Source organism: Methanosarcina sp. 1.H.A.2.2, from assembly GCF_000979975.1.
Classification (GTDB): domain Archaea; phylum Halobacteriota; class Methanosarcinia; order Methanosarcinales; family Methanosarcinaceae; genus Methanosarcina.
Genome location: NZ_JJQL01000076.1, coordinates 1 through 13709 on the forward strand (window position 1 = coordinate 1; position 13709 = coordinate 13709).

The 13709-nt window shown below is 43.5% G+C and carries 15 protein-coding genes; 9 read left to right on the plus strand and 6 right to left on the minus strand.

The features are described 5' to 3' along the window. Nucleotides 1–241: 241 nt before the first annotated feature. Together EO93_RS18190 and EO93_RS11350 are read left to right on the plus strand one after the other, a co-directional pair. Nucleotides 242–490 (plus strand): glycosyltransferase, encoded by a 249-nt coding sequence (locus EO93_RS18190; protein ID WP_048162619.1) that lies wholly within the window; start codon nt 242–244, stop codon nt 488–490. Between the two features lie 131 nt (nt 491–621). After that, on the plus strand, nt 622–954 hold the full coding sequence (locus EO93_RS11350; protein WP_048143026.1) for a carboxymuconolactone decarboxylase family protein: 333 nt from the start codon (nt 622–624) through the stop codon (nt 952–954). 169 nt (nt 955–1123) lie between these two features. Here the strand turns inward: EO93_RS11350 and EO93_RS11355 are convergent, their stop codons facing one another. Beyond that, nucleotides 1124–2068, minus strand: coding sequence for a radical SAM protein (locus EO93_RS11355; protein ID WP_048162620.1), 945 nt, complete (start codon nt 2066–2068; stop codon nt 1124–1126). Between the two features lie 308 nt (nt 2069–2376). On the opposite strand from EO93_RS11355, the gene EO93_RS11360 reads away from it, so the two are divergent. The 3 genes from EO93_RS11360 to EO93_RS11370 all read left to right on the plus strand — a co-directional run bounded on the left by EO93_RS11360 (nt 2377) and on the right by EO93_RS11370 (nt 5625). Beyond that, the gene (locus tag EO93_RS11360) at nt 2377–3450 is read left to right on the plus strand and encodes a radical SAM protein (RefSeq protein ID WP_235283043.1); all 1074 of its coding nucleotides are present in this window, start codon (nt 2377–2379) and stop codon (nt 3448–3450) included. 96 nt (nt 3451–3546) lie between these two features. Continuing rightward, a complete protein-coding gene (locus EO93_RS11365; protein WP_048162621.1) occupies nt 3547–4578 on the plus strand; it encodes an L-histidine N(alpha)-methyltransferase in 1032 nt (343 codons plus the stop codon). A 33-nt stretch (nt 4579–4611) separates the two neighbouring features. Continuing rightward, nucleotides 4612–5625 carry a dimethylarginine dimethylaminohydrolase family protein gene (locus EO93_RS11370; protein WP_048162622.1) on the plus strand — a complete coding sequence of 338 codons (1014 nt, stop codon included), beginning with the start codon at nt 4612–4614 and terminating at the stop codon, nt 5623–5625. A gap of 15 nt (nt 5626–5640) precedes the next feature. On the opposite strand, the gene EO93_RS11375 is transcribed toward EO93_RS11370, so the two are convergent. From EO93_RS11375 to EO93_RS17990, 4 genes are all read right to left on the minus strand, one after another. Then, complete coding sequence (locus tag EO93_RS11375) at nt 5641–6534, minus strand: prenyltransferase (protein ID WP_048162623.1); 894 nt, start codon at nt 6532–6534, stop codon at nt 5641–5643. Between the two features lie 263 nt (nt 6535–6797). Continuing rightward, nucleotides 6798–7520 carry an amino acid ABC transporter ATP-binding protein gene (locus EO93_RS11380; protein ID WP_048162624.1) on the minus strand — a complete coding sequence of 241 codons (723 nt, stop codon included), beginning with the start codon at nt 7518–7520 and terminating at the stop codon, nt 6798–6800. After that, the gene (locus EO93_RS11385; protein ID WP_235283124.1) at nt 7504–8022 is read right to left on the minus strand and encodes an amino acid ABC transporter permease; all 519 of its coding nucleotides are present in this window, start codon (nt 8020–8022) and stop codon (nt 7504–7506) included. The genes EO93_RS11380 and EO93_RS11385 overlap by 17 nt, the downstream gene beginning before the upstream one ends. Before the next feature lie 610 nt (nt 8023–8632). After that, on the minus strand, nt 8633–8968 hold the full coding sequence (locus tag EO93_RS17990; protein ID WP_048135860.1) for a hypothetical protein: 336 nt from the start codon (nt 8966–8968) through the stop codon (nt 8633–8635). A gap of 464 nt (nt 8969–9432) precedes the next feature. On the opposite strand from EO93_RS17990, the gene EO93_RS11395 reads away from it, so the two are divergent. From EO93_RS11395 to EO93_RS11405, 3 genes are all read left to right on the plus strand, one after another. Then, nucleotides 9433–9975: a YigZ family protein gene (locus EO93_RS11395; protein ID WP_255350225.1), complete on the plus strand. Its 543-nt coding sequence runs from the start codon at nt 9433–9435 to the stop codon at nt 9973–9975. Between the two features lie 333 nt (nt 9976–10308). Then, on the plus strand, nt 10309–11394 hold the full coding sequence (locus tag EO93_RS11400) for a DUF5050 domain-containing protein (protein ID WP_235283123.1): 1086 nt from the start codon (nt 10309–10311) through the stop codon (nt 11392–11394). Between the two features lie 85 nt (nt 11395–11479). Continuing rightward, complete coding sequence (locus tag EO93_RS11405; protein ID WP_048162627.1) at nt 11480–12340, plus strand: GNAT family N-acetyltransferase; 861 nt, start codon at nt 11480–11482, stop codon at nt 12338–12340. A 6-nt stretch (nt 12341–12346) separates the two neighbouring features. Here EO93_RS11405 and EO93_RS11410 read toward each other — a convergent pair whose 3' ends face one another. Next, nucleotides 12347–12658, minus strand: coding sequence for a nucleoside triphosphate pyrophosphohydrolase (locus tag EO93_RS11410; protein WP_048162628.1), 312 nt, complete (start codon nt 12656–12658; stop codon nt 12347–12349). Between the two features lie 115 nt (nt 12659–12773). Between EO93_RS11410 and EO93_RS11415 the strand changes: the two genes are divergently transcribed. Continuing rightward, nucleotides 12774–13667: a DMT family transporter gene (locus tag EO93_RS11415; RefSeq protein ID WP_048162629.1), complete on the plus strand. Its 894-nt coding sequence runs from the start codon at nt 12774–12776 to the stop codon at nt 13665–13667. Nucleotides 13668–13709 lie beyond the last annotated feature (42 nt).

The following is a 13709-nucleotide window of genomic DNA, read 5'->3' on the forward strand; positions in this document are numbered from 1 at the left end:
GAACATGAAAATAAGATCAACTGGAAGTTTACGAGAAAAGTTGCTGATGAGAAAATGTCTAAATATTATGCACCATAATTAAGTTTCTAAGACACTAGTCATCGGAATTGTCTCATGTAAAACATGAGGATTCAGAAATATAACAATAAAACAGACGAAATTCGGAACCTTTTTTCCAAATAAGATCATTTCCCGAATAAGTTAACAACTTCTGTTAACATTTCTCCGACAGGAGTTTTCTGTGGGCACTTATCTTCACATTACCCGCATTCCGTACAATTTGAAGCCTGGACTTCAAGACCACTGTACAGAACCTTTTCCCCTTCTGCATTATCAACCTGCTCACCAGTCCAGCGACGAGGGGTTCGGGATTCCAATTCTGGAAGCGATTTCAAAAAAGGTCCCTTTTATAGCAATGAACCACAGCGGAGTTTCGGACATTATTGGGCACGGAGTAAATGGCTACCTTGCAGATAACCTCACTGAGTAGAAGAACGATTAAAGAGAGAATGATTTCAAAAAATATTGAACTAATACTTAAATATAAAAAAATATCATAGTATATGTACCGTCTTAACAGTGTGAACCTGCAAGTTTGCAGGTAAAAAAGGAGCCGTATAAATGAAAATGCTGGAAGAATTTTTCCCTGAATTCACCCAGAAGCTGGACGAAATTGACCAGCTTTATGCCGAAAAACGGATGATCGATGAAAAGACCTACCAGTTCATCTGCTTTGCCCTCTCCATCAAAGGCAGGTCAAAGCCCTGCGTCCTGAAGCACTTCAAGGGTGCCCTCGAAGCAGGAGCTACGGTCAAGGAACTCTCATACATCTTTGCCCTGGTCATGAGGGAAGCCGCAGGAGCCGACGACTGCTGGACCCACGACGTGATAGGCGACTGGAAAGAAATCCTGAAAGGCAACATTTCCTGCAGCTGCGCAGGAGATGAAAAATAAATACTTAAAATCAAGATTTTTTTGGATATAACTTCCAACAGGGACATGATTTCAGGAATGCAGCTCTTATTTCTCACCCCTGATCTTTTCAGGCTCAGAAATATGGAATGGGAAAAATCAAGAGCTTCATTTTCCTGTATCCGGATTCCCTAATTTAAGAAAATGAAGCTTAAAAATCATCTTTGGAAAAATCCGTGAGCTTGAGCTGTCTGGGGCGTAAAAGTTTTGCTTGCATTGGTTTTATGTAATCTCCTGAGAGCTGGTATTTTTCCATGAGAGGCCTGAGCACCCCGTAAAGTTCAGCCTGATAGGCCCCGTCAACCACTCCTTTTTCATACAAACGGCGGTAAGGAACAGAAAGTTCAGGAAAATTGCAGGCAAGGAAATTGAAAAAATGCTTTCTGGTTTCACCCCTGAGGTAAAGGATACCCGTAAGAGCATAATCTACCTTACAGTCGGCTGCAAGAGAGAGAATTTGCTCAAGGTTCTGAGGGCTGTCCGTAAGAAAAGGAAGAACATGCATCATATGAAGCCCGGTAACAGCGGCTGTATCTTTGAAAGCCCGAAGGACTGAGAAGCGCATTTCCGGAGAAGAAGCCAGGGGTTCCAGCAGAGAGCTTAGCTTATCATCCATTGTAGTGACCGTGACTGCGACGTTTACATACGTCAGTTCAGAAAGTTCTTCAAGCAGGTCATAGTCTCTCAGGATAAGATCGGATTTTGTGGATATAATAACAGGGTTTTTGTATTCGATCATCAGCGCCAGGACTTTCCGCATCAAGCCGTACCTTGCCTCAGCGGGCTGGTAGCTGTCGCACACTCCACCTATGTTGATTACATCTCTTTTCCAGGACCGGGCTCCAAGCTGTTTTTCAAGGGCTTCTGCAATGTTGGTCTTTACGCAGATCCTCCGGAAAAAAGCACAGTTTTCCTTCCCTGTAGAGGAATAACTCCCCTCTGTTTCCAGATAGTTGTGAGAATACATTGCATAACAGTAATTGCAGCCGTGTTCGCACCCCCTATAAATATTCAGGTCCCAGCCGAAAGGTAATTTGAGCCTGCTAGTTTCCTTTATATTATTCAGAGCTTTTTTAACCCGGATTTCCTCAAACATCCGGGAATAAGATTGGGTTGAAAGCTATAAGAAACTTGAGAACAGAGTATATTAGAAAAAAAATCAGTAGAAAAAATAGGCAATTTCAATGAAAAAAGGGGAAAAACATTGAAACAAAACTAAAACAAATAAGAAATAGAAAATCAAAAACATCAGAACAAAATAAACCATCTGATCTCGAAAATATCACTTAGTTTCTTGTAACTTGATAAAGGGTGATATATATACCTTTTAATATGTTGGGGAAAGAATCAAAAAATTTCGATGCGTTGAGCCTGTTTTCACCACCCCCTGTCCTGAGAGGATACATGTACGGGGCACAGGAAGCCTATGAAGCGAGGAACTCAAACAGGCTTCTGGCCATACGGCTTGAAACAAACACATCATGTAACCTCCACTGTCGCTACTGCTATGCACAAAGTGGAGAGGATTCAGTAAAAATAGCTGATTTTAATGTCCTTAAACGCATAATATCCGAAGCAAAAGAACTGGGGATCAGGTCTGTGGTGGTGATAGGGGGAGGAGAACCGACTCTTTACCCTAACTTTAGAGAATTGATTGCCTGCATTGATTCCCTTGGGATCATTCCGATGCTTTTTTCAAATACTGTTTTGATGACAGAGGAACTTGCAGGGTTTCTGTATGAACACAACGCCTCTATTATGGGAAAGCTCGATTCCCTCAGGCCTGAGGTCCAGAACTATCTGGCAGGCAGGGAAGGGGCTTTCGAGGATATAAAAACCGGACTTGAAAATCTGATAAAAGCAGGCTTTTCAAACCCTGCCGAGCCTGGGAAACTCCGCCTGGGAGTCTCTTTCGTGAGCAATAAAATGAACCTTGAAGAGATTGAGGAGATCTGGCACTTCTGCAGACAGAACAATATCTTTCCTAACATGGAGATTCTCACTCCAACAGGCAGGGCAAATGATGAACTTGAAGATAAACTGCTCACAGCCGACGAGATAAAAGAGTACAAGTTAAAATTGCTGGAAATAGACAGGAAATATTACGGATACGACTGGCTGCCCTATACCCCGATCACTGCAAGCGGCTGCCTTCAACACCTTTACAGCCTGTACATCAATATAGAAGGAAATGTCAGGCCCTGTGCACCTACAAAGCTGGACGAACATCCCGCACTAAGGGTTAACGGGGAATATCCCTATAACATAAACAGGATGACCCTGAGGGAGATCTATGACTCCGAGCTCTTCGCATATGTAAGGAATATCGACAAAGTGCTCGAAGGCAGGTGTGGGAACTGCGAACACATCGAAGAATGCATAGGCTGCCGCGGGTATGCCTACAGCGTCGGAATAAATAACGGAGCCGACCCACTCGAAGCCCTGAAGATGGAATGTAAGCAGTGCTTCAAAGAATGATAAAACAATAAAAAGCGGCCCAGGCAATTAATAATAAATAAATTTATTAAGTGAGGGGCATATATATTATGAAATGACCCTGGGAGAAGTGAGAAGTTGGACAGCACAGGAAAAGCAAGATTAGAACAGGCTCCGGAGAAAGAAGAAAAGATCATAACTATCAGCGAGAAAGGCCCCGAAGAGAAGCTGTATGAGAGCCTGAAGAAGTACGAACTGCCCGATTATCTTCTGTATACAGGCGCTGGAGGGGCAAATAACTGGCTGAAGCTAGATGAATCCAAAACGTTTCCTGTTGCCCGTCAGCTCAAGATAATGCTTGAGGAGAATGTTGCTTCGATCGTCAGATTCATTCCTGCCTGCATGAACCTTGTGAGTGTGGGAGTAGGGAGCGGGGAAAAAGAAAGAATTCTTCTCGAAGAGCTAATAAAGAAAAACCGGGCTGAAAAACCAGCCTCAGAAAAAATATCAACACACTATTATCCTGTCGACATAAACAGCCAGTTTGTAGATATCGCCCTTGAAAAGGTAAAGGACCTGCCTGTAGAAAAGAAAGGGATAGTCGGCTTTATCGAGGACATGCCTCTCCTTAAAAAACACTGGCGACCCCCAGTTCTGTTCTGCATTCTGGGAAACACGTTTTGCAATTATGAGCCTGAATTCATTCTTCAGTTGATCTATGAAAACCTTGAGCAGGGAGACCTATTCTTCTTCGATGCCAATCTTCTTCCTTCACAGGGTTCGGGTGAAGAGGCACAGTCTTCAAGGAAATCTATCCTGGGCACATATGCCTCAAGAGAAAATGCGCTCTTCAATATGTACCCCCTGCTTCAGTACGGAATGGCTCCTGAGGATTTCGACTTCGAGCTTTTGCTTGCGCATGTGGATTCCAGAATAGGGGCACTGTACAGGACCTGGAAGAGCCTGAATATCCTGAAGGACGCTGAGATAAGGATCGGAACAGAGACCATAGGCTTCAGAGAAGGAGACGTCATCCGCATGGGCTTTACCTATAAATATACATATGACCAGGTTATCGCTTTTCTAAACATCTGCGGATTTGAGGTTCTCAAGGCTTTCCTGAGTGAAGACAGGACAAATGTGATGATCCTTGCAAAAAAACGCATCTGAGAATGACAATAAATTAGAATGGAGGTTCTGGACATGGGTTGCCGGATAGAAAAATTGGATGGGGTGAAAAAAACCGGATCGAGTATTGCTTACGGCTGCGATGAACTGGGGAAGCTGAAAAGTGTACTTGTGCATACTCCGGGAGATGAACTCGCGCTGGTCAACGAATCGAACTATAAACACTGGCTTTACGATGAGGTCCCCGATGTTTCCGGATATATTGAAGAACACAGGCGTTACCAGGAACTGCTGGAATCAAATGGGGTCAGGGTCTATGAGCTTGCAGACCATGTGACAGAAAACAGAGATATGATAAGCAGGATGCCAAATATTACCTTCCTGCATGACACTGCGGTAATTTCCAGAAAAGGCGCAATTCTTTCAAAAATGCGTCCTCCTGCAAGGGAAAATGAAGAGGTTGTCGTAAAGGAAGCTCTGAACAACCTGGGAATTCCCATACTCAACGAGTTCAACGGGGAAGAAGGATTTTTTGAAGGCTGTCTCCTGCTCTCAAAAGAGACGATTTTTGTTGCTGATACGGAAAGGCATACCTATCCCTTTATCCGGGAATTTATTTTGAATATCCTGAGCGAGTTTGATGAAGTCATCTACGCCCGCATTCCTAAAGCCAGGCGCTACATGCACCCTGATACGGTCTTCAATCGAATAAGAGAAGACCTTGCCCTTGCTTACCTTCCAGCCTTTGAAGAGACCTGCCTGTTTACGAAAGACTCCAGAGAAAGAATAGATTTTAAAGAGTTCATGCAGGAGAAAGACATGGAGATCATACCTGTTTCGGACTCCGAGCAAAGCCGCCTTGCCTGTTCTTTTGTCCCACTTGAAAGCGGGACCATCTTCCACTATGACATTGCACTTGATCAGGACACAAGGAAAAACCTTGCAGGAGAAGGTGTTGAGATAATTCCTTTCCACCCTGAAGCCCTGCTTGCGGGAGGAGGGAGTCTGCGCTGCCATACCCTGAGGCTCTGCAGAAGGAAAAACAAGATTAAGCTAAAAAAGAGAGTAAAAGCCGTGGAAAAGGCATGACGGATTTCACAAAATTTAATATAAGAAATCAAGGATGATCGAAACTGCATAGATTACAAGAGTTCCGTGGTAAACAGGCAGTATCCTCAAACCCGCACCTGGACTTTTTTCTTTCCATAGATAAAGGTTTGCCCCTGCAAGGAGTGCAAAGCCTGCAAAAAAGCCGTAGTGAGCAATAGTCCCGAGCTCCTTGAGGAAGAAGATAGCTGTAAAGAAATGCAGGAGCGTAAAGCCTGTAACCCAGTACATAGTCCCTTTTGCGCCATAAAGGACGGCTATCGAATTCATGCCTCTTGCCCGGTCATTTTCCAGGTCGATAAAGTCGTTCAATCCCAGGTGAGCCATCGTCCAGGGATAGAAAAAAACCATATAGAGCAGCATGGTCATATCCGGCTGCCCGTAGCAGAGATAACCTGCTGCCGGAAAAAGGGTGAAGTCAGTCCTTCCGAGAAGTTGGGCAATAGGGAGTTTCTGGGCTCTTTTTTTCACCTGGTAAAACGCCTCAATGCCGTAAGAGTACAGCATGATGGCAAAGACATAGAGTGAATTAGGATAGGGAAGGGTGAAGATCAGGGCTGAAGTAACACCTGCAAGCAGGATAAACAGCCAGAAGGCATTTTTTGAAGTGATCTTCCCTGAGGGAAGGGGTCTCTCTTTAAAGGGTCTCCAGTACTTTGTAAGGGTATTCTCCACATCAAGCCTGTCTCTTTTTCTGTCCACGTAATCGTTGAGCACGAAGCCGGCTTCGAACCCCAGCAAGCCTATCAGGGCAGCCTTGATAATTAGTGGCCAGGAAAAACCGCCGTAATTTTCAAAGGCGAGCACAAGGCCCGAGCAAAAAATAAGGGGCCAGGCGGGAAGGAAGTGAGCACGAGTGAGGTCGATGTAGGCTTTCAGGGTTTCTTTCATTTTTTGGCCTCAGTAACAATAGTGGTAAATAAGGGAGATCATTCCATAAAAATAATGAGTATAAATTAAAACCGTTGTAAAAAGGGAGAAAGTTAAGGAATATAAAATAGGTGTAGCGCCTAAAGTTTATTCCGCTCGAAACAAAAAAATCAGAATGAAAAAGGTAAGGTTTCTGTTTATCACAATGGATATATCATTAATTTATAATGAGATACAGAATCTTATTATAGAATTTTATTACAGAATCTTATTACAGAATCTTATTACAGAATCTTACTCAAAAATGACTTTGTCCTCTCATTCTGAGCATTGTAGAAGATTTCATGGGGTGTGCCTTTTTCGACTATGATGCCGTCGTCCATAAAGAGAACGCGGTCACCGACTTCTCTGGCAAAGCCCATTTCGTGGGTCACAACAACCATTGTCATGCCTTCTTTTGCAAGGTCTTTCATGACGTTTAAGACTTCTCCGACCATCTCTGGATCAAGCGCGGAGGTGGGCTCGTCAAAGAGCATTACCTTCGGGTGCATAGCAAGGGCCCGTGCGATTGCGACCCTCTGCTGCTGCCCTCCGGAAAGGGAACTGGGGTACACATTGGCCTTGTCTTCAAGCCCTACTTTTTTTAGTAGGTCGTGGGCGCGGTCGTAAGCTTCTTTTTCGGAAAGGCCGCGGACCTTCATAGGGGCAATGGCTACGTTTTTAAGGGCGGTCATGTGGGGGAAGAGGTTGAAGCGCTGGAAGACCATTCCGACTTCCTCGCGGATCTTGTTGATATTCACTTTAGGGTCAGTGACCTTTTCCCCATCGATCCGGATATCTCCCGAGGTAGGGGTTTCAAGAAGGTTCAGGCAGCGGAGGAAGGTACTTTTTCCGGAACCTGAGGGACCTATCACGCAGACCACCTCGCTATCTTCAACTTTTTCGGTTATTCCTTTAAGGACTTTCAGGCTTCCAAAATTTTTGTGGGGGTTATTCACTTCTATCACTTACGCCAAGCCTCCTCTCAATGTAATTAAGCACGCGGGAAATTCCCATGGTCAGGGCCAGGTACACAAGGGCAACTGAGATGTATGTCGGGAAAGTAGCAAAGGTCTTTGAGACATAAAGCATCCCGTTTTTGGAAAGCTCATGCACACTGATGATTGCAAGCAGGGACGAATCTTTCAAAAGGGCTATAAACTCGTTTCCGAGAGGAGGGATAATGAGCCTTACAGCCTGCGGCACGATAACTTCCCTCATAGCCTGCCTTTCAGTCATGCCTAGGGAACGAGCAGCTTCCATCTGACCCCGGTCAACGGATTTGATGCCTGCTCGTATAATCTCAGCATTGTAAGCCCCGCTGTTAATACTGCATACCGCAATACCCGCGATAATCGGGTCGATCATGAAAGGCTCTCCTGTAAGCCCGAAAATAAGGCCAGGGATTCCGTAGTAAAAAAGCAGGATCTGCACGAAAAGAGGAGTTCCCCTGATAAAATCAATATACATAATAGAAAAGCCTGAAAGTTAATGAAACTGAGTTAAACACTGAAGATTGCGGCAGGATGCAGCACCCGGTAAAAAACTGACATCTCTTTTGTAGTTCTCACGGGACAGGTAGATTCAATAAATTTACGAACATGTGTATTCATTTATTTATGGAGTAAACTGAAAAAACTCTGTATGCACCCAATTTTGAGTAGAAAGTTCAGTATAATTCAGGAGAAGGAAGAAAGTTTGAGCGTACACCGGAAGCAAATAAAAGAAATTTGTAATTCTTGCCGGAGCTCGAATGAGAAAAAATGTTGATGTTAATGTGGCTTTACCCAGAAACCTATTAGTAATATTTTATCTGGAAAACTGATATCTTCAGAAAATTTCAGTGAGCTTAATATTTACCATGTAGTTCCAATTTTTGCCAGATTATGTCTAGTACTTTTTGTTTAGCCTACTTTCCGGATTTGGGACAGAAAAGCAAGAGAAACTATTGGAGGAAATTTTGTAAAAATACCTTATTGAAATTTTACACGGCTATAAACTGATTATACCCGAGTGTTTAAAAAAAGAAATGTGTAGCCTTAAAAGGCTACGCGGATTGTTATTTTATTAATTATACTGCTTATTCAGTAATTGATTCATTTTCGTCAGTGACGTTTGCATCGTCAGTGACGTTTGCGTCGTCAGTGACGTTTGCATCATCAGTGACATTTGCATCGTCAGTGACATTTGCGTCATCAGTGACGTTTGCATCATCAGTGACGTTTGCGTCAACAGCTGCAACATCAGCTTCTAATTCACCTGCAGGTGCATTTTCTTCTGCTACTACGGTTTCATCGGTCACTTCTTCTGAAGCTCCTTCTTCTGCTGGTTCAGCGGCCTTGTCAGCACAGCCGGCTGCAAAAACAACAGTAGCAATAACAAGGAGCATTGCAATGATCTTAAACATTTTTTTCATTAATTTTACCTCTAATTAGTTCTCTTCCTTTTACACTTATCTCATACAAATTCATGAGACATTCATATGAGATATTTATGCATGAACCACCAATGAGATTAAAACTTTTCGATTTGGTAAAAAAATAAGAGAACGAAGAGCTCCAAAGTGCCCCAACAAATAAACATAGAAGAAAATTAGTGGTAATGGATTAAGTTAGATAGCCATCCCAGAGACATGATATAGAACAAAAGTCCGCGCGTAAGCTATGGTGGAAAAAAAATCGGCACTTGAGCGGAAAAACTGTGAGTCACCGGGAAGCAGAAAATTATTTAAAGATATCAAAATGTTCGTTGGGCGCGCAGCTGCAAAACTTTAAAGCCTCAAGTTAAAAACTAATTAAAAAAGAAGACGAGGATAAGACCCTGAATAATTATAAAACCCTGAAAAGCTCTGGCAGAGCCCAAAGAGAATTCAAAAAATCCATATTTATAGGATATGCCAAACAGGTAACAAATGAAACCGAAGCAAAAGCTTTCGTAAAAGAGATAAAAGAGCTGCATGAAGATGCAAACCATAATGTTTCAGCCTATTTTGTAAAAGAAGGGAGTTCCTTTGCCCTCAGATACGATGACGACGGAGAACCTGCGGGCAGCTCCGGGAAGCCCGTTTTTAAGGTCCTCGAATCAAAAGGGATCTATAATGCAGCTGTGGTTGTTACCCGGTATTTTGGGGGAATAAAGCTGGGCTTTGGGGGGCTGTCCAGGGCGTACAGGGAAACTGCAATTTCAGCTATTGAAGAAGCAGGTACTGTAGAGGTCTTTGAAGAGGTAAGGTTCAGGATATGTTTCGGATACCCGGAGATTCAGAAGATTAAGAATCTCATTGAGGAACACGGAAAAGTAGAGGAAGAAAAATATTCTGATGCCGTAGAATTTATTTTCCTTGTAAAAAAGAGTTTTGAAGAGAATTTTATTGAAAAACTGGCAAATCTGACAAGAAATAAAGTTGAGCTTGAGAAGATTTAACTTAAAGAAGTGGGGCTGGATCTTGAATTGAGCGCTGGATCTTGAGTTGAACTTTATGGAAGTGTCCCCTCAAATAAAGAAAACACTAAATTGCAGGAAACCGCTAAAAACTATGGGAGATATACATTATTTAGAGATTACCCAGCTATTGGAAATATTCTATGCTGGAAAATACTTTAACTGGAAAAAATTAGAAGTTTAAACCGAAATTTAATCCGAAGTTGAAAGTATCTATACTCAAAAAACCCACACTGAAGCTCGAGAGGGAATATTGGAAGTGTAATATTGAGGCACAACAAATTTTCAATTATACTTATTTCGGTTGTTTTATTCATGGTACTGAGCGCATGTGCAGGTTCAGCTGCCAGCGAATCATTGAAAGGAACCGAGCAGGAAGTTAACTCGGCTTTTAGCAACCAGATCAGCCCTGTGATCTCAGGAGACTACATTGTCTGGCAGGATGAACGGGACGGAAACTGGGATATATATCTGTACGATATGACCGTTGGGAGGACTGAATCTGCCCTGTTCGAGGACTCAAAAGACGAAATCGAGCCGGCAATCTCAGGTAACCGCATCGTGGTCTCGGACAACAGGAGAGGCAACTATGATATTTATATGTACGACATCGACTCCGAGACCAAAACCCAGATTACTTCGGACAGGACAGACCAGAAAGAACCAGCAATCTCAGACGACATAATTGTCTGGACGGACCGCAGGAATCAGGATACTGACATTTACATGTATGACATTACCTCCAAAAAGGAAACACGGATAACAACAGATAAGGCAGATCAGAGCCAGCCTGCAGTCTCGGGGAATATCATCGTCTGGAAAGATACGCGTGACGGTAATGACGACATTTACATGTACGATATCAATACAGGCAAAGAAAGCCCTGTGGTTACGGACCCTGCAGGGCAGACAAACCCCGTCATTGAAGGAAACTACATTGTCTGGGAGGACAGGCGTGCCGGAAACCTTGATATCTACATGTATGACCTTTCAAGCAAAAAAGAAATACCTGTTTGTATTGACCCATCCCCACAGAAAACCCCTGCTATCTCGGACGGAAGAATAGTATGGGCTGACGGTAGGATTAAGGGAACAAACATCTTTATATACAACATAGCCACGGGGCAGGAAAAGACAGTTTCCACTGCATCTGAATATGAAAGCAACCCTGCAATCGACGGCAACCGGATAGTCTGGCAGGACAAACGCAAAGGTACCATGGACATCTTTATGTTCACAGAAGATGCTTCCGAGACAGGCATAGCTGCCGAAGAAGAGAAGGGGACTGAAGACGAATCCGGAGCAAAAGAATCGCCTCTCGGCATCTATCCAGCATCAGCTGCAGTTATAGCGGCTTACCTTAGAGCAACTTCAGGGAAAGGCAGGAGAAGAAAAATTTAATCGCTGCAAACTCTGATATCATGCAAAAAAACAGGTCAAGGGAAGATACTTAAAAAATAAATAGAAAGTGAGAATATAAACTGTCATGGATAAAGATTCGGAAAAAATAAGAGAACTGAAAATCCGAAAAATGCGCAGGGAAGAAGTCGGATTCGCAATTGAGATGGCAGCTGCGGAAGGCTGGAACCCTGGCATCCATGACGGAGAACTTTTTTACGAAGCCGATCACAAAGGCTTTTTTATTGCAGAGGTAGAAGGCAAGCCCGTAGGCTGCGCTTCTGCTGTCGCTTATGATGATTCTTTCGGATTTTTCGGGCTCTATGTAATCAACCCCGAATTCAGGAAAAAAGGCATCGGAATGAAACTGACCGAAAAATGCCTGGAATATCTGGAAGACAGGAACATCGGGCTTGACGGTGTTGTGGAAAATGAAAAGAAATACCAGCAGGTTATGAAATTCAGATCCTCCTATAGCAACCTGCGTTTTGAAGGCAGGGGAGGAGGAGAAGTTCCGGATGGACTTATGAAGATCTCGGAAGTCCCTTTTAAAAAACTGCTTGCCTACGACAGGGAGATGTTTCCTGCCCCAAGGTCCGGCTTTCTGGAGAAATGGGTGAATCAACCTGACTCTTACGCCTTTGCAGCACTGGAAGACGGAGACCTGAAAGGGTACGGTGTGATAAGGAAGTGCAGAGCAGGATATAAGATAGGCCCTCTTTTCGCAGACGACCGGGACACGGCAGAGAAAATATTCAGGGCTCTTAGAGCTTCAGTTCCTGGGGAAACCGTTTATCTTGATGTCCCCGAACCCAATAAAAAAGCAATGGAAATCGCAAAAAAATATCACATGAATGTGATGTTCAAAACTATCCGCATGTACAGCCAAAAAGAACCTGATATAGAGCTTGATAAGGTTTATGGGGTCACGAGTTTCGAACTTGGATAAGAAAGATTAAAGCAGTAGCAGGTTCTTTTCAAATCCTCCCTTTTCCAGTTTTTTCTGCAGCCTGAGAGCTTCAAGGCTCTCTTTTGAAGAACCCTGGAGTTCTGCGATTCGATAGATAATTTCAAGCAGGTCGACAAGCTCCTCAAGCTCTTTACTCTCAAGATACTCGGCTAGTTCTTCTCCAAGCTTCCTTCCCAGCTCAACAAGAAATTCAGGATCTGAAAGCTCTTTCGCGGCACATTCTCTGCCTGAATTCCGGATAATCTCCGGGATTCGATCCCTGACTGCTTTAGGGCGATTTTCTGCGGAAGACTTCATTTGAATTAGCCACCTTCACCCGGTCTTAACTTATAATAAATATATTTCAACAAATATATAGGAGACAAATACATATCCAATAAATATATAAGTGCTACACGTCTATCCATGCAGAATGTTTCTGGAGAAAAAAAAGGCGCATCTGGCAGTAATTACAGGCTGCGTATTCTACAGCATGAACGGGCTTTTTATTTCCCGTATCCATGATATGGCTATTTCTCCAGTAATCTTTTACAGGTTGTTCTTCGGGCTTCTGTTTCTTTCTATATATATAGTTGCGAGAGGGAAAACCTCGGACCTCAGGTTAAAGAAAAAGAAAGGAAGCCTGTTCCTGCAGGGAGTGCTCGTGGTTACGTGCATGCTGCTCTATTTTACCTGCCTGAAGATTACCTGTGTATCCATTGCAATTCTACTCCAGTATACAGCCCCAATCTATGTAATGCTGGCTTCCCCTTTTCTCCTGAATGAGAAAATCGGAAAGGAAAGTATAGCTGCCCTCTTCATCGCAATCACAGGAGTATTTCTGATAGTCAGACCCGAAGGTGGACTTTCTGGCATTGAACTTTCCGGCACCTATATGCTGGGCATGATAGCAGGGCTGCTTTCGGGAGTTGTCTTTGCGGCTCTGATCCTGAACGTAAAAGTTTTAAAAGCGGAATACCCGGAGCTTGCAATCGTCTTCTGGCCCATGGGGATTGCGTTTTTGCTGCTGAGCCCGTTTGCATTTGAAGTTGCCCCGGCTGTCCTTTACAGCAACCTGAAAGTGCTTGCTGCTTTCGGGATAGTGTCCATAGGTTTCGGAGAGATCTTTACAATTCTAGGACTTGCTAACCTTAAAGCCCAGACAGGAAGCCTCCTTTCCCTGATAGAACCTGTAAGCGGAGTATTTTTTGATATCGCAGTGCTTGGAATTGCGCTGTCTTCAGAAACTCTTGCAGGTTGCGCCTTAATTATGGGCTCTGCAGTAATTATAAGTCTGAATGATTCAGAGAAGCTTCCGGAAAAATAAGTGAAGAAACTCCCCGGGGCATTTTAAAAGAGCTGCCTCCGC